At 75.3% G+C, this 15,782-nt stretch carries 14 protein-coding genes and 1 pseudogene; 7 read left to right on the top strand and 8 right to left on the bottom strand.

Annotated features, from left to right (window positions below; all coding sequences use genetic code 11):
• Positions 1–78: 78 nt before the first annotated feature.
• The 5 genes from WDV06_RS32170 to WDV06_RS32190 all read right to left on the bottom strand — a co-directional run bounded on the left by WDV06_RS32170 (position 79) and on the right by WDV06_RS32190 (position 5,641).
• Positions 79–450 (bottom strand): hypothetical protein, encoded by a 372-nt coding sequence (locus tag WDV06_RS32170; protein ID WP_395513346.1) that lies wholly within the window; start codon positions 448–450, stop codon positions 79–81.
• Positions 451–505: 55 nt separating this feature from the next.
• Positions 506–835 carry a DUF3040 domain-containing protein gene (locus WDV06_RS32175; protein ID WP_395513347.1) on the bottom strand — a complete coding sequence of 110 codons (330 nt, stop codon included), beginning with the start codon at positions 833–835 and terminating at the stop codon, positions 506–508.
• 483 nt (positions 836–1,318) lie between these two features.
• Complete coding sequence (locus tag WDV06_RS32180) at positions 1,319–1,948, bottom strand: hypothetical protein (RefSeq protein ID WP_395513348.1); 630 nt, start codon at positions 1,946–1,948, stop codon at positions 1,319–1,321.
• A 168-nt stretch (positions 1,949–2,116) separates the two neighbouring features.
• A complete protein-coding gene (locus tag WDV06_RS32185) occupies positions 2,117–4,807 on the bottom strand; it encodes a SpoIIE family protein phosphatase (RefSeq protein ID WP_395513349.1) in 2,691 nt (896 codons plus the stop codon).
• 129 nt (positions 4,808–4,936) lie between these two features.
• Complete coding sequence (locus tag WDV06_RS32190; protein ID WP_395513350.1) at positions 4,937–5,641, bottom strand: ribonuclease H family protein; 705 nt, start codon at positions 5,639–5,641, stop codon at positions 4,937–4,939.
• 454 nt (positions 5,642–6,095) lie between these two features.
• Between WDV06_RS32190 and WDV06_RS32195 the strand changes: the two are divergent.
• The 7 genes and pseudogenes from WDV06_RS32195 to WDV06_RS32225 all read left to right on the top strand — a co-directional run.
• Positions 6,096–6,440: pseudogene (locus WDV06_RS32195) on the top strand (substrate-binding domain-containing protein); the annotation flags it as partial.
• A gap of 46 nt (positions 6,441–6,486) precedes the next feature.
• Complete coding sequence (gene galT, locus WDV06_RS32200; protein WP_395513352.1) at positions 6,487–7,515, top strand: galactose-1-phosphate uridylyltransferase; 1,029 nt, start codon at positions 6,487–6,489, stop codon at positions 7,513–7,515.
• A complete protein-coding gene (galK, locus tag WDV06_RS32205) occupies positions 7,512–8,657 on the top strand; it encodes a galactokinase (protein ID WP_395513353.1) in 1,146 nt (381 codons plus the stop codon). The genes galT and galK overlap by 4 nt, the downstream gene beginning before the upstream one ends.
• A gap of 130 nt (positions 8,658–8,787) precedes the next feature.
• On the top strand, positions 8,788–9,576 hold the full coding sequence (locus tag WDV06_RS32210) for a crotonase/enoyl-CoA hydratase family protein (RefSeq protein WP_395513354.1): 789 nt from the start codon (positions 8,788–8,790) through the stop codon (positions 9,574–9,576).
• 130 nt (positions 9,577–9,706) lie between these two features.
• Positions 9,707–11,383, top strand: a complete 1,677-nt coding sequence (locus WDV06_RS32215) for an NAD(P)/FAD-dependent oxidoreductase (protein ID WP_395513355.1) — start codon at positions 9,707–9,709, stop codon at positions 11,381–11,383.
• Between the two features lie 11 nt (positions 11,384–11,394).
• Positions 11,395–12,843 carry an ATP-binding protein gene (locus WDV06_RS32220; RefSeq protein ID WP_395513360.1) on the top strand — a complete coding sequence of 483 codons (1,449 nt, stop codon included), beginning with the start codon at positions 11,395–11,397 and terminating at the stop codon, positions 12,841–12,843.
• On the top strand, positions 12,840–13,202 hold the full coding sequence (locus tag WDV06_RS32225) for a UBP-type zinc finger domain-containing protein (protein ID WP_395513356.1): 363 nt from the start codon (positions 12,840–12,842) through the stop codon (positions 13,200–13,202). Before WDV06_RS32220 ends, WDV06_RS32225 begins: the two co-directional genes overlap by 4 nt.
• 22 nt (positions 13,203–13,224) lie before the next feature.
• Here WDV06_RS32225 and WDV06_RS32230 read toward each other — a convergent pair whose 3' ends face one another.
• The 3 genes from WDV06_RS32230 to WDV06_RS32240 form a co-directional block, all read right to left on the bottom strand.
• The gene (locus tag WDV06_RS32230; RefSeq protein ID WP_395513357.1) at positions 13,225–14,214 is read right to left on the bottom strand and encodes a CorA family divalent cation transporter; all 990 of its coding nucleotides are present in this window, start codon (positions 14,212–14,214) and stop codon (positions 13,225–13,227) included.
• 74 nt (positions 14,215–14,288) lie between these two features.
• Complete coding sequence (locus tag WDV06_RS32235; RefSeq protein ID WP_395513358.1) at positions 14,289–14,564, bottom strand: isoamylase early set domain-containing protein; 276 nt, start codon at positions 14,562–14,564, stop codon at positions 14,289–14,291.
• Positions 14,565–14,717: 153 nt separating this feature from the next.
• A complete protein-coding gene (locus tag WDV06_RS32240) occupies positions 14,718–15,554 on the bottom strand; it encodes a class II glutamine amidotransferase (RefSeq protein ID WP_395513359.1) in 837 nt (278 codons plus the stop codon).
• Positions 15,555–15,782 lie beyond the last annotated feature (228 nt).

The raw sequence follows: 15,782 nt of genomic DNA on the forward strand, positions 1-15,782 counted from the left end.
GTGGGGGCACCCCCTGCTCGAAGAGCTCGGGGGAGCGTGCCAGGCGTCGCGGGGCAGACGGGAGTGTGACGACAGGCACTAGAGGCGGTCCTCCATGCCGATGGCGTCTTCCAGGTCCTGGTGCGCCTCGCTCCATTCGCCCTCCTGCTGTTGCAGGAGGGCGGCGGCGATGGCGTCGAGCTTGCGCTGGATGGCGTGTTCGGCCCGGCGTTCGGAATTCTTCAGCAGCGCCAGCAGCAGGAGGGCCAGGGCGCCCATGGCGTCGCCCGCGAGGTGCTGCCACTCGATGGACAGGTGGGCCACGTGGACGGCGGCGAAGCCGGCCACCAGGACGAGACAGAGCAGCAGGAAGGCCGCGGAGCTCGTGAAGTTCGAGGCCAGCTCGGCCAGGGTCTCGAAGCGGCCGCGCCGCCCGTCGCGGGTCTTCTTGGCGGGGTGCTCGAAGGTCATGCGCGGCGCCTGCCCCGGCGCGGGCCCGGCAATCGGATCCGGGTCTCGGCCGGGGTCATCCGCCGCGCCGGCACCAGCGGCGCACGAGGAGGAACAGTCCGGCCAGGGTCGCCGCGTACGCGAAGGTGAAGGCCGCGATGAGGGCGGGCGCGGAGGTGGCGACGGCCAGCGGCAGGAGGGTGAGGGCGACCGCGGTCAGGGCGCAGACCGTGCCGGCCAGCGCGCCGTGGCGTTCGCCGGGCGGCCGCTGCGCCCGCTCGGGGTCCCGGGGGAAGAGACCGGTCCCGAACGTCATGGCGCGCTCGAAGCGGGAGTCCGCGCGCAGGGCGCGTTCGATCGCGGTCAGGGCCCTCCTCTCCCGGTGCGAGAGTCCGCTGCCGTCCATCACGGCCTCCTGCGGGTCGGCGGCCGGCGCGCGCCGGCTCGCGGGACTGTGGCCGGGCGTCTTCCCCGCCCCCGCGGCCGCCATGCGCCCTGGGGGCGTCCGGGCGGCACAGCGGGCCCCCAAACCCCCGGGCGGCCGGGCGGGCCCCCGGACAGCCGTTGCGGGGCGTCGGGGCAGACGTGGGTCGGGGGCGCGGGGTCGGAGCGGACGCCGACCACCAGGGCGTGGGTGTCGGGGCTGTCGGGGGCGGTACGCCCGGGCCGAGCCGCTGCCGCTCGCCGGGGACCGCGACGGTGGTGCGGCCGGGCGGCGTGAGGCGCGCCGCGACCCGGGGCGGTCCGCTCTCGCCGGGGCCCCGCCAGGCGGAGGGCGCGGGGTGGCCGCGGACGGCGGCGGTGCCCAGGGCCCGGACCGCCGGGCGCGGGGCCCCTCGCGGCGTCCGGTCGCGGGCCGGGCGGGCCCCGGGCCGCGACCGGTGGGGGTTCAGCGGTAGTGGGCGGCCGCCTCCGCGAAGGACACGGCCTGCGCGGGTACGGAGGCCAGCAGGGCCACCCAGGAGCCGTCGGTGAACTCCAGGTCCATCCGGCCCCGCTGGAGGACGCCCGTCGGCCGGGCGCGCACCGCGGCGACGGCCTGGCGGGGCACCTCCCAGTACTCCTTCATCACCGGGGTCGACTGCCACAGGTGCGAGACGTCGGTGAGGGCGAACCAGCGCCGGTCGGTGACGGCGAGGACGCCGGTGACGGAACCGCGCGCCGCGGCGCGGCTGATGAGGAAGTGCCCGGCCGCGCTCTGCCAGCCGCCCTCCATGCTCTTGCCGTGCATCAGCCGGGTGCCGATCCGGTCCACGGCGTCCGGCAGCCGGTCCACGGCGGCCGCCGCGGCGGCGGGCCGTGAGCGCCGGGGGTCGATCACGTGGGTGCGGACCAGCTGCGCCAGGGGCTTGGGCAGCTTCGCCTCGATCCGGCGGTGGAGCGCGGAGTGGTCGGCCGGGGGGACGAGGTCATCGGGCGGGGTGGGTACGCCGGGCCCGAGTTCGTACGCGCACACGGCGACGAGGTGCTCCCCCGCACGCAGGAAGGGTCGGACCTGTTCGCGCCTGTCCTGGGTCAACGGGCGTGCTCCTGTCGTGCGTAGGGCCGGTGGTGACCGGCGCGGTGCCGCCGGGATGGTCGTGCCCGGCGTTCCGGATTCTGCCCCATGGGCGGCCGCGGATGATCATCGGGGGGTGCCCGGACGGGATACCCGGAAGGGGTACCGGCGGTAAGGCCGCGGCGGGCCTCAGAGGGGGTCGGCGTCCAGGAAGGCCGAGGGGTCCGGCTCCGCCGGCTCCCCGGCCCCGGGGGGCGCCAGTTCCGCCCAGATGACCTTGCCCTCGGGGGTGTAGCGGGTGCCCCAGTGCTCGCTGAGCTGGGCCACCAGGAACAGGCCGCGGCCGCCCTCGTCGGTGGTGGCGGCGTACCGCAGGTGCGGGGCGGTGCTGCTGCCGTCCCAGACCTCGCAGGTCAGGCCGTGGTCGTGGAGCAGCCGGACCCGTACCGGGGCGGTGCCGTGGCGCAGGGCGTTGGTGACCAGCTCGCTGAGGATCAGCTCGGTGGCGAAGCCGAGGTCCGCGAGGCCCCACGCGTCGAGGGTGCGGGCGGCCCGGCCCCGGATCTGCCCGACGGCGCTGGCCTCGAAGGGCACGTCCCACTCGGCGACCCGGTCCGCGCCGAGGGTGCGGGTCCGGGCGACCAGCAGGGCCACGTCGTCGGCCGGGCGCAGCGGCAGCACCAGGTCGAGGACGTCCTTGCAGGTCTGGCGCGGGTCCCCGTCGGCCGCGGCGAGCGCGGTGCGCAGCAGCTCCAGCCCCTCGCCGATGTCCCGGCCGCGCTCCTCGACCAGCCCGTCGGTGTACAGGACGATCCGGCTGCCCTCCGCCAGGTCCAGTTCCGCCGTCTCGAAGGGCATGCCGCCCAGGCCCAGCGGGGGCCCGGCGGGCAGGTCGACGATCTCGGTGGTGCCGTCGGGGGCGGACACCAGGGGCGGCAGGTGTCCGGCCCGGGCCATCGTGCAGCGCCGGGAGACCGGGTCGTAGATGGCGTACAGGCAGGTCGCTCCGATGACGGAGCCGGTCGCGTCGCCGCCCTCGTCGTCGTGGTCGATGCGCTGGACCAGGTCGTCGAGGCGGGCGAGGATCTCGTCGGGGGCGAGGTCGAGCGAGGAGAAGTTGTGCACGGCCGTGCGCAGCCGTCCCATGGTCGCCGCCGCGTGCAGGCCGTGGCCCACGACGTCCCCGACGACTAGGGCGACCCGGCAGCCCGGCAGCGGGATCACGTCGAACCAGTCCCCGCCCACCCCGGACTGGGCGGGCAGGTAGAAGTGCGCCACGTCCACGGCGCTCTGCTCGGGCAGGGCCCGGGGCAGCAGGCTGCGCTGGAGGGTCACGGCGAGGGCGTGCTCGCGGGTGTAGCGGCGGGCGTTGTCCATGCTGACGGCGGCCCGGGCGACGAGTTCCACGGCGAGCGACAGGTCGTCCTCGTCGAAGGGCTCGGGTTTGCGCGAGCGCCAGAAGTTGACCACGCCGAGGACCACCCCGCGGGCGGTGAGCGGGGCCGCGATCAGCGAGTGGATGCCGTAGTCGATGATGGCGCGGGTGCGCTCCGGGTCCTGGGCGAGCCAGCCCGGGTCGGCGGACAGGTCGGGCACCAGCTCGGCCTTGCCGGTGCCGTAGCCGCGCGCCTGGGGGGTGGACGGCAGGAAGTCGATCAGCAGGCCGCGGGGGTAGAGGGGGTGGTCGGAGCGGATGCCGCTGACCGCCGTGCGCCGCATGTCGGCACCGGGCCCCGGCTCGTCGCCGTCGAGGACCGCTTCGGCCAGGTCGACGGTGGCGTAGTCGGCGAAGCGGGGGACGGCGACGTCGGCGAGCTCCTCGGCGGTGCGGACGACGTCGAGGGTGGTGCCGATGTCGCCGCCCGCGTCGTAGAGCAGCTTCAGTCGGCGGCGGGCCGTGTCCGCGCGGCTGGTCAGGACCTGCATCTCGGTGGAGTCGCGGATGGTGACGGCGGTACCGCCGTCGGCGCGGCCCCTGGGGTGGGTGCGCCGCTGGTTGACGACGAGCAGCCGGTCCCCGCTCTCCAGCACCTCGTCGGTGGCCACCCGGCCGGACAGCAGCAGCTCGGCCATCCGGTGGTCCAGGCCCGGGACGTCCCCGATGTGCCGGCCGTCGGCGTCCTCGGGCAGCCCGAGCAGCCGTTTGGCCTCGTCGTTGGCGAGGAGCAGCCGTCCGTCCCCGTCGATGATCAGCACCCCTTCGCGGACGGCGTGGAGCACCGCGTCGTGGTGCTCGTACATGCGGGTCATCTCCAGGGGGCCCAGGCCGTGGGTCTGCCGGTTCAGCCGTCTGCTGATCAGGGCGGTGCCGGCGGTGGCCAGCGCGAGGGTGGCCGCGATGGAGAACAGGATGACGGGGAGCTGGCGGTGGACGACCCCGGTCACGTTCTTGACCGTGAGGCCCGCGGAGACCAGGCCGACGACCTTGCCGTCGGGGCCGGTGACGGGCACCACCGCCTGGATCTCCTTGCCGAGGGGGCCGTCCACGCTCTCGGTGTAGGTGTGCCCGGCGAGGGAGGGCGCGATGGTGCCGACGAACCGTTTGCCGATGCGGTCGGGCTGGGGGTGGGTGTAGCGGATGCCATGGGTGTCCATGACCACGATGAAGTCGACCCCGGCTTCCTTGCGGGTCCGCTCCGCGAGGGGTTGCAGCACGGTCGTCGGCTTCGGGGACTTCAGCGCCCCCGGGAGGCCCAGGGAGTGGGCGAAGGTCTGGGCGACGGCCACCGACCGGTTGCGGGCCTCGCGGTCGACGTCGTGCCGCGACTGGAGGACGAGCGCGAGCAGCGCCCCGGCCGCGAGCAACACCACGATCGCCACCTGGAGGACGAATACCTGTCTGGCGACGCTTCGGGATCGACTGCCTAGAGGTGACCGCACCGACGTGCCCGGCACGGGTGGCGATAAGGGGTCACGCCCCCAGTTGTAGCACCTCTGGGCGTCCTCGGCTCCCGGCGCGGCGGCGCGCCGTCCGTGGCGTCGCGCCGCCGGCGCCGCAGGGCGGCCCGGTCAGGCCGTCGCTGCGGCCGGGCGGCAGTCGGGGTGCCCCCAGCGGTTGCCCAGCTTGGCGATCTTCTCGCCGGCCGCGTACGGCTGCCCGCACGGGCAGGTCCCGCGGAACTTCGCCGTGATGGTGCGCGGTGTTCCGGCGCGGGCCGCGCCGCCGCCGGAGGGGCTGCCTCCACGTGCCGGGGCCTTGCGGGCCGGGGCGGTGCGGCCGGGGGCCGGTACGGGGACGGTGGCGGCGCCGTGGGCGGTGCCGGCGGGCTCCTGGCTGACGGCGGCGTCGCTGGCGGCCTGGTCGGCGATGGCGTTGAGGTGGTCGCCGTCCTCCTGGTGCGCCGGCACGTAGCGGAACTCCACGTCCCGGTCGGCCAGCAGCCCGTCGATGCTCTCGACGAGCTCGCGGTTGGCGACGGGCTTGCCGGCGGCGGTCTTCCAGCCGTTGCGCTTCCAGTTCGGCAGCCACTGGGTGACGGCCTTCATGGCGTACTGGGAGTCCATCCGCACCTGGAGCGCGGTGCCCGGCTCCACGGCCTCCAGCAGCCGCCGGAGGGCGGTGAGCTCGCCGACGTTGTTGGTGGCGCGCCCCAGCGGACCGGCCTCCCAGCGCTGGGGCCGGCCCTCGGCGTCCGCGATGACCCACGCCCATCCGGCCGGGCCGGGGTTTCCCTTGGCCGCCCCGTCACAGGCGGCGATGATGCGATCAGACATCCCCCGATCTTGCCCTATCCGAGCGGGGCCGGTTTCCCCGTTCCCCGCGATCCCGGAAACCGGCGACGGACCGGCGGGCGCGCCCGGCCCACCCCGGTGGCGCTCGGCGGCGCGGCGGACGGGGCAGGGCGGAAGCCTGGAATCGAACACCCGTACCCGGCGGCGACGCCTCCGGTACGCCGCCACCTGCCGGACCGCGCCCCCTGCGCCCGCCAGGCCGTCCACGGGCGCGCCCGGCCCGGGGGCGGCCGGGACGACGCTCCCGTCTCGACCCACCCGGAGTCCGCCCACGCTGTGCTCATGCCGGGCGTGCGGGGCGGTCCGGCCGGGATCGCACAGGTGATCCACACCCCGGACGGCCGTATCATCGAGTCCGCGTCGGCCCGTCCGGGGAGGGGCCGCACACGCCGGCCGTCCCCCGCGGCGGCCTGGTGTCGCCCACCGTCACGGAAGGACGGCGATGAAGGTCCGGATCACCGACGCCGCGGCCCGCGCTCGGGCCGGCGAGGCGGAGCTCGGTGCCACCGCGATCGTCGCCGCCGGCAACCGGATGGCGCTCGGCGCGGTCCGCGGGGTCCGGCGGCAGGACCGGCACGTCCCCGGGGACGTGCCGGTGGTCGGCTGCGACGGCACGGGTGCGACCGGGTGCGCCGACCCTCCGCCGACCACGGTCCGTCAGCCCGCCGGCCGGCCGGCGCCAGGGCGGGCGCGCAGCGTACCCGCGCTGCCGGGCAACCGGGACGGGACCACCGGCGAGCCGGTCCTCCGCGCCTCGACCGCCCCGGCCGTCCCCTCCTGACCCCTTTCCTTTCCCCCGCGCACTCCCCCGACAGACAGGCGAGGACGTGTACACGACCGTCACCGAGCTCGCGGACGGCCGCGAGCTCATCTACTACGACAGCGCCCCGGGCCACGACCGCACGGCCCGCGACGTGCGCCCCCTGGAGCGCGTCGAGAGCACCCCGGAGCTGCGCCGGGACCCGGCCACCGGCGACTGGGTCACCATCGCCGCCCACCGGCAGACCCGCACCTACCACCCGCCCGCCGACGCCTGCCCGCTGTGCCCCTCGCGCGAGGGCCGGCCGAGCGAGATCCCGGCCGCCGACTACGAGGTGGCCGTCTTCGAGAACCGTTTCCCCTCGCTCTCCGGCGCCGCAGGCCGCTGCGAGGTCGTGTGCTTCACCCCCGAGCACGACGCGGGGTTCGCCGACCTCTCCCCCGGGCGGGCCCGGCTGGTGCTGGACGCCTGGACCGACCGGACGGCCACGCTCTCCGCCCGCCCCGGGGTGGCGCAGGTGTACTGCTTCGAGAACCGCGGCGCGGAGATCGGCGTCACCCTGCCCCACCCGCACGGCCAGATCTACGCCTTCACCGCCCCCACCCCGCGTACGGCCAAGCACCTCGCGGCGGCGTCCGCGCACCGGGCGGCCACCGGACGCAACCTGTTCGAGGACCTCCTCGCCGAGGCCCGCGCCGCCGCCGAGCGGGTGGTCCTGGCCGGGGAGCACTGGACCGCCTTCGTCCCGTACGCCGCCCGCTGGCCCTACGAGGTCCACCTGTACCCGCACCGCAGGGTGCCCGACCTGACCCGGCTCGACGCGGCGGAGCGGGCCGAGTTCCCCGGGCTGTACCTGGAGCTGCTGCGCCGCTTCGACCGGCTCTTCGGGCTGGCGGAGCCCACCCCGTACGTCTCCGCCTGGCACCAGGCCCCGCTGCGCGGCGGGGACGAACTGGCCCTGCACCTGGAGGTGTTCACCGTCCGGCGGACCGCCGACAAGCTCAAGTACCTCGCGGGGACGGAGTCCGGGATGGACGCCTTCATGAACGACGTGTCTCCCGAGGCGGCGGCGCGGCGGCTGCGGGAGGCCCGGTGAACGCCCGGGTGCGCGGGGACTTCGAGCGGGTCCACGGCCGGGCCCCCGAGGGGCTCTGGGCCGCCCCGGGCCGGGTCAACCTGATCGGCGAGCACACCGACTACAACGACGGTTTCGCGCTGCCCATGGCGCTGCCGCAGACCGCCGTGCTGGCCGCCCGCCGCCGGGACGACGGCCTGTTGCGGCTGCACAGCGCCCAGGGTGACGGCCGGGTCACCGAGCTGCGGGTGGCGGACCTCGCACCGGGCTCGGTGCCCGGCTGGGCCCGCTACCCGGCCGGGGTGGTGTGGGCGCTGCGCGAGCGGGGGCTGGCCGTCGGAGGCGCGGACCTGCACCTCGACAGCACCGTTCCGGCGGGGGCCGGGCTGTCCTCGTCGGCGGCGCTGGAGTGCGTGGTGGCCGTCGCGTACGAGGAGCTGTACGGGCTGGGGCTGGAGCGGCCGGAGCTGGCGCGGGTGGCCCAGTACGCCGAGAACGCCTTCGCCGGGGTGCCCTGCGGGGTGATGGACCAGATGGCCTCGGTCTGCTGTACCGAGGGCAGCGCCCTGCACCTGGACAGCCGCAGCCTGGAGGTCCGGCAGGTGCCCTTCGACCTCGGGGGGCACGGGCTGCGGCTGCTGGTGCTCGACACGCGCGTCCAGCACGATCTGGCGGACGGGGCGTACGCCGCCCTGCGGGCCGGCTGCGAGAACGCGGCGCGGCTGCTGGGGCTGGCCGCCCTGCGCGACCTCGGTGAGGAGGAGCTGCCCGGCGCGCTGGGGCGGCTGCCGGCCGGGCTGGTTCCGCTGGTGCGGCACGTGGTCACGGAGAACGCGCGGGTCGGCCGGGCGGCGGAGCGGCTGGCCGCGGGCGAACCGGAGGCGCTGGGCCCACTGCTGACGGAGGGTCACGCTTCGCTGCGGGAGGACTACGGGGTCTCCTGCGCGGAGACGGACCTCGCCGTCGAGGCGGCTGTGGCGGCGGGCGCGCTGGGCGCCCGGATGACGGGCGGCGGCTTCGGCGGCTCGGTGATCGCCCTGGTGCGGGCCGACGAGGCCGCGGCCGTGGCCCGAGCCGTGACGGCCGCCTTCGCGGGGGCCGGCTTCGGTGCTCCGGCCGTGCTGGAAGCCGTGCCGTCGGCGGGCGCCCGGCGCATCGGCTGACCCTCCGGGGCCGCGCCCCGCAGGGGCGCAGCGGCGGAACCCGGCCCCCGGGCGACGGGACCGGCCGTACCTCCCGCCGGACCGTGGGCCGGACCTGGTCAACACGCCGGGCCCGCGCGAGAATGCCGCCATGACCGAACCCGCTGCCGCCCCTGCCGTCCGCGTCGAGCGGAACGGGCCCGTGTCCACGGTGGTGCTGTCGCGGCCCGCGGCCCGCAACGCCGTGGACGGGCCGACGGCACGCATGCTGGCGGACGCCTTCCGGGAGTTCGAGGCCGACGAGGGGGCGGCGGTCGCGGTGCTGTGGGGCGAGGGCGGGACGTTCTGCGCGGGCGCCGACCTCAAGGCCGTCGGCACCGGGCGCGGCAACCGCGTGGAGGCCGAGGGGGACGGCCCGATGGGGCCGACGCGGCTGCGGCTGACCAAGCCGGTGATCGCGGCCGTCGCGGGCCACGCCGTGGCCGGAGGGCTGGAGCTGGCCCTGTGGTGCGATCTGCGGGTGGTGGAGGAGGACGCGGTCTTCGGGGTGTTCTGCCGCCGCTGGGGGGTTCCGCTCATCGACGGGGGCACCGTGCGGCTGCCCCGGCTGATCGGCGAGAGCCGCGCGATGGACCTGATCCTGACCGGCCGCCCGGTCCCGGCCGCGGAGGCCCACGCGATCGGGCTGGCCAACCGGCTGGTGCCGCGCGGGCGGGCCCGGGCGGCGGCCGAGGAGCTGGCGCGGGAGATCGCGGGCTTCCCGCAGCTGTGCCTGCGCCACGACCGGCTCTCCGTGCGGGAGCAGCACGGGCTGGCCGAGCCCGAGGCCCTGGCCGGCGAGCTGCGGCACGGGATGGTGCCCCTGGCGGCGGGCGAGACCCTCGCGGGCGCCGCGCGCTTCGCCTCCGGCGCCGGGCGGCACGGCTCCTTCGCCGGGTGAGGACCCGCCCTGTTCGCCCCCTCGCGCCCGCGTGCCGGAGCGGTCGCGGGCGATCGCACCTACGATGGGCTGGAGCCGGCGCGTGCAGGCCTCGTGTGCCGGTCGTCCCGAGCACGCAGGGCGGAGGAGCATGGCAGAAGCCGGCGAAGCGGCGCGGACCGTCATCCTCACGGTGGACGACGACCCGGTGGTGTCCCGTGCCATCGCCCGTGACCTTCGGCGGCACTACGGGGGCGGGTACCGGATCGTGCGCGCCGAGTCCGGGGAGTCCGCGCTGGAGGCGCTGCGCGAGCTGAAGCTGCGCGGTGACCCGGTCGCCGTGCTCCTCGCCGACTACCGGATGCCGCAGATGAACGGCGTGGAGTTCCTGGAGCAGGCCCTCGGCGTGTACCCGGGGGCGCGGCGGGTGTTGCTGACGGCGTACGCCGACACCCACGCGGCCATCGACGCGATCAACATCGTCGACCTCGACCACTACCTGCTCAAGCCCTGGGACCCGCCGGAGGAGAAGCTCTACCCGGTGGTGGACGACCTGCTCACCGCCTGGCGCTCCAGCGACCACCGGCCGGTGCCGGCCACCAAGGTGGTGGGGCACCGGTGGTCGGCGCGCTCCTCGGTGGTGCGGGAGTTCCTGGCCCGCAACCAGGTGCCCTACCGCTGGTACTCCTCCGACGAGCCCGAGGGACGGCGGCTGCTGGAGGCGGCGGGGGCGGACGGGCTGCGACTGCCTCTGGTGGTCACGGCCGAGGGCGCCGCGCTGGTCGAGCCGGAGGTGGCGGAGCTGGCCGCCCGCGTGGGGCTGGCGACCACCCCGGCCGCCGCGTTCTACGACCTCGTCGTCATCGGCGGCGGCCCGGCCGGGCTGGGGGCGGCGGTGTACGGGGCGTCCGAGGGGCTGCGCACCGTCCTGGTCGAGCGGTCGGCGACGGGCGGTCAGGCCGGGCAGAGCTCCCGCATCGAGAACTACCTCGGCTTCCCGGACGGGGTCTCCGGTGCCCAGCTCACCGAGCGGGCCCGCCGCCAGGCCACCCGGTTCGGCGCCGAGGTGCTCACGGCGCGCGAGGTCACGGGGCTGGAGGTGAACGGGCCGGCGCGCGTCGTACGGTTCTCCGACGGCTCGTCGGTCGCCGCGCACAGCGTCATCCTGGCCACCGGGGTGTCCTACCGGCAGCTGGGGGCCCCGGGCTGCGCGGACCTCACCGGGCGGGGCGTGTACTACGGTTCCTCCCTCACCGAGGCGGCGTCCTGCGAGGGGCAGGACGTGTACGTGGTCGGCGGGGCGAACTCGGCCGGACAGGCGGCGGTGTTCCTCGCGCGGGGCGCGAAATCGGTGACGCTGCTGGTGCGCGGTGAGTCCCTGACGGCGTCCATGTCGTACTACCTGGTCCAGCAGATCGAGGAGGCGCCGAACATCACGGTGCGGCCCAGGACCGTGGTGGACGCGGCGCACGGCGAGGGCCACCTGGAACGGCTGGTCCTGCGGGACGCCGTGACGGGGGCGACGGAACGCGTGGACGCGCAGTGGATGTTCGTCTTCATCGGCGCGGCCCCGCTGACCGACTGGCTGGACGGGACGGTGCTGCGCGACGAGCACGGGTTCATCCTGGCCGGGCCGGACCTCACGCCGGACGGGCGGCCGCCGGCCGAGTGGGAGCTGGACCGGCCGCCGTACCACCTGGAGACCAGTGTCCCCGGCGTGTTCGTGGCGGGTGACGCGCGCGCCCGGTCGGCGAAACGGGTGGCGTCCGCGGTCGGTGAGGGAGCCATGGCCGTGATGCTCGTCCACCGCTACCTGGAGCAGTCGTGAGCGCGCGGGAGGTGTCCTGCGACCCGCGGGAGATCGCCTCGCTGTTCCTGTTCGAGAAGCTCACGCCGCAGCAGCTCGGCCGGCTGTGCGCCGAGGGCCGGGTGGAGCTCTTCGAGGCGGGTCCGGTGTACACCGAGGGCGAGCCGGCCACCTGCTTCTACGTGATGATCGAGGGGACGGTCGTGCTGTCCCGGAGGGTCGGCGCCGACGACGTGGAGGTGAGCCGGACCTCGCAGCCCGGGGTGTACGCGGGGGCGATGCAGGCGTACTTGGGCGACCGGGTCCCGCAGACGTACGTCAACTCGATGCGGGTGACAGTGCCGACGCGGTTCTTCGTCCTGTCGGCGCGGTCGTTCGCGGACATCATGCAGGAGTGGTTCCCGATGGCGGCGCACCTGCTGGAGGGCCTCTTCTTCGGCACGAAGGACACCCAGCGGGCCATCGGGCAGCGTGAACGCCTGCTGGCGCTGGGCTCGTTGTCGGCCGGGCTCACGCACGAGCTCAACAACCCGGCCGCCGCGGCCGTACGGGCGACGGCGGCGCTGCGCGAGCGGGTCGGCAAGATGCGGCACAAGCTGGCCGTCATCGCCCGGGGCCCGTACTCGCGGGAGGCGCTCGCCGCGCTCATCGAGATCCAGGAGCGCACCGCCGAACGCGTCGCCAAGGCACCGGTGCTGAGCCCGCTGGAGGCCGCCGACCGGGAGGACGAGCTGGCCGACTGGCTGGAGGACCACGGCGTCCCGGAGGGCTGGCGGACCGCGCCGGTCTTCGTCCAGGCCGGGCTGGACACGGACTGGCTGGAGCAGGTCGCGGCGACCGTGGCCGAGGACGTCCTGCCGGGGGCGGTGGGCTGGCTCAACTACACGGTGGAGACGGAGCTGTTGATGGACGAGATCGGCGACTCCACCAGCCGCGTCTCGCACCTGGTGGACGCCGCCAGGCAGTACGCGCAGCTCGACCGCGCCCCACACCGCGAGGCCGACGTCCACGAACTCCTCGACAGCACCCTGCTGATGCTCTCCGGCAAGATCGGCCCGCGGGTGCGGGTGGTCAAGGAGTACGACCGGACCCTGCCCGCGGTGCCGGCGTATCCGGCGGAACTGAACCAGGTGTGGACCAACCTCATCGACAACGCGGTGTCCGCCATCGGGAGCGCGGGCGGCGAGGGCACCCTGACGGTCCGCACGGCGCGCGAGGGCGACCGGCTGCTGGTGGAGTTCCGCGACACCGGGCCCGGGGTGCCGGAGGAGATCCGCGACCGCATCTTCGACCCCTTCTTCACCACCAAGCCGGTCGGCGAGGGCACGGGCCTCGGCCTGGACATCTCCTGGCGGATCGTGGTCGGCAAGCACCACGGCAGCCTCCAGGTCGAATCGGTCCCGGGTGACACCCGGTTCCGGGTCCTGCTGCCCCTGACCGCACCGGAGCCCGCAACGCAGACCACGGAGGAGCACACATGACCGGCATCGAGGGCATCAAGGGGATCGACCCGGGCGCCGCGCCCAGCGGCACCGGCTGCGCGGAGTGCGACGCGGTCGGCGGCTGGTGGTTCCACCTGCGGCGCTGTGCCCGGTGCGGGCACGTCGGCTGCTGCGACTCCTCCCCCGCCCAGCACGCCACCGGCCACTGGAAGGCCACCGGACACCCCCTGGTGCAGAGCTTCGAACCGGGCGAGGCGTGGTTCTGGGACTACGCCGCCGACGCCCTGTACGAGTCCGGGCCCCGCCTCGCGCCGCCGGACGCCCACCCCGCGGACCAGCCGGCCCCGGGGCCCGCCGGGCGCGTCCCCCCGGACTGGCCGAGCCGGCTCCACCGCTAGTACCTCCCCGCCGTCGGGTCGGTCAGTCGTCCTCGCGCAGCCTGCGCCAGACGCGGGTGCGGTGCAGCACGTAGAGGCAGACGGCGAGGACCAGCAGCTGGAGGCCGACGGCGAGCAGCCAGAACTCCTCCCGGCTCTCCATGCTGTCGGTCAGGAACGTGAAGTTCATCCCGAAGAACCCGGTCAGGAACGACAGCGGCAGGAAGACCACCGACACGATCGCCAGCCGGTTGATCACGCCGTTCTGTTCGCCGGCGCTGAGCGAGGCGTGGCTGGCGAACGCCCGGCGGGTGGCCTCCTTGAGGGACTCGATGTCCGCGAGCACCAGTCGCCCCCTGGTCTGGAACTCCTGGGCGAGCCGTCGCCGCTCCTGCGGGAAGGCGGGACTCAGCATCCGCCGGGTGAGGACCTCGTCGGTCACGTCCAGGTAGGGCCGCAGGTAGTGGTGCAGCTGCGCGGAGCGCCGGCGCAGCAGCGCCAGCCGGTAGAGCTGTTCGGGCCGGCGCTGGTCGAACATGTCGTCCTCGATCGCCTCGGCCTCCAGCAGGGCCTGCACGGCGGCCCGGCGGAAGGTGCCCAGTGCCTCGCCGAGCAGGAAGAAGAGCACTTCGACGGTGTCGTCCGCGTCCTGCCGCGACAGCCTCTCCGTGAAGCCCTGTGCCTCTTCGCCCTGGCCCCGGCGCACCAGGATCAGGAAGCGTTCGGTGACCAGCACGTGGACGTGGGTGATCCGATCCCCGCGGACCACCGGTACGACGAGCCCGGCCCGGTCGCCCAGGTACTCGGCGCGCGGCTGCTCCCCCGCCCGGCCGAACCAGTCCAGTCCGTCGAAGTCCAGGCCGAGCGCGTCGGCGACCGACTCCTCTTCCGCCGGCGCCTCCTCCGCGAGCCCCTCCTCCGGAAGCTCCACGTCGACGAGGAGGAAGGGGTCCGACGCCAGCCGGGCCCGTACCTCCGCCGCATCGGGGCGGGCGACGCGGAAGTCGGGCATCGACACCACCGTCAGCTTCATCGCACCCGCGCTCTCCCCCGGTCCGCGAGCGGCCGCCGGTGGCCGCGGCCCTCCCGGGTCCGTCCGTTCGCCGGTCAGGTGTGCAGCCTGCCGTTGGCGCCGTCGTGGCCGTCGGCCTGCTCGTCGTCGAACCAGTAGTCGCCCGCGGCCAGGTAGCGGAAGGAGTGGCTGCCGCGGGCGGGCAGGGCCACGGTCACCGCGCGGGTGCCGTCGCCGCGGGGGGTGAGGGGGTGCGCGGAGGGGTTCCACTGGTTGAAGTCCCCCACCACGCTGACCGGCCCGTCGGGGGCACCCTCAGGGAGGACGAAGGTGACCTGCGTACGGTCCCTGAGCTGTTGGCGTTCCAGCACGGACGACTCCCGACGGTGAGCTGGCAGAGGCCATGCACCGTCGCACGGCCCGCCCCTGCCCGGCGCCGCACACGCCGGGGGCGGCGGCGCCGTCACCCGCCCGGCCTCCCGGGAGCCGAGGGCCGGGAGCGGAGGGCCCGGGGCGGCGGGGTGTCAGGCGGCCGGGACGAACGGCCTGAGCTGGTCGTCGCCCGGGCGCACCACGCCGTAGCTGTGCTCGGGCACCTCGTTCCAGGCCCCGGGGAGGTCCCCCAGCGGCTCCGAGACCACGAGCCGGGTCTCGTCGGAGAGCTCCTGGAGGAAGGACATGTCCGGGTGCAGCGCGCGCAGGGAGTCCACCCGGGTGCTGTAGTAGAGCGACCGGGCGCCGCCCCCGCTGGCGTAGCGGAACGCCCACAGCGACTCCCCGTCCGTGACGGCGACCGTCATCTGCATCGGGTTCTCCACCCCGTGCGCGCGGCCGGTGCGCTCCACGAGGCCCACCATCCGGGCGACCGCCCCCGGGGGGTCCTCCTCCAGCCCGAGGGTCAGGGCCAGGTAGAACATCACCTCGGAGTCCGTGGTCCCCTCCATCCCCGGGAAGAGGGAGGGTTCGACCGCCAGGCAGAGCTCCCTGCGGATCTCGTGGAAACCGGCGATGGAGCCGTTGTGCATCCACAGCCAGCGGCCGTGGCGGAAGGGGTGGCAGTTCGTCTGCTGCACGGCTGTGCCCGTCGAGGCCCTGATGTGGGCGAAGAAGAGCGGGGACGTGACGTGCTGGGCGATCTCCCGCAGGTTCCGGTTGTTCCAGGCGGGGCCCACGTCCCGCATCACCGCGGGGGTGTCGATCCCGGGCTCCTGCGTGTACCAGCCGATTCCGAAGCCGTCGCCGTTGGTCGTCTCGACGCCCATGCGCGCGTGCAGGCTCTGGTCGATCAGGGAGTGCGCGGGTTTGTAGAGGATGGTGTCGAGGAGCACGGGGGTTCCCGAATAGGCCAGCCACCTGCACATGGGCGATCACCTCTCCGCGGGGACGGGTCGTGGTCCCAGCATGGCCCCGCAGCCGGACGCGCACCTCACCCCCCCGGGGGGGGGGGCGCGGGGGCGGCGGGGCGGGGGGGGGCGGGGGCTTTGGGGGGGGGGGGGGGGGCCCCGGGCCCGCCCGCGGGAGGTGCGTTGGCCGGTCCGCCGGTGCCCGCGTCCGCCCGGGGTACCCGTGCCCCGCGGGCCGCGCGCCTC

Source organism: Streptomyces racemochromogenes, from assembly GCF_044129415.1.
Classification (GTDB): domain Bacteria; phylum Actinomycetota; class Actinomycetes; order Streptomycetales; family Streptomycetaceae; genus Streptomyces; species Streptomyces racemochromogenes_A.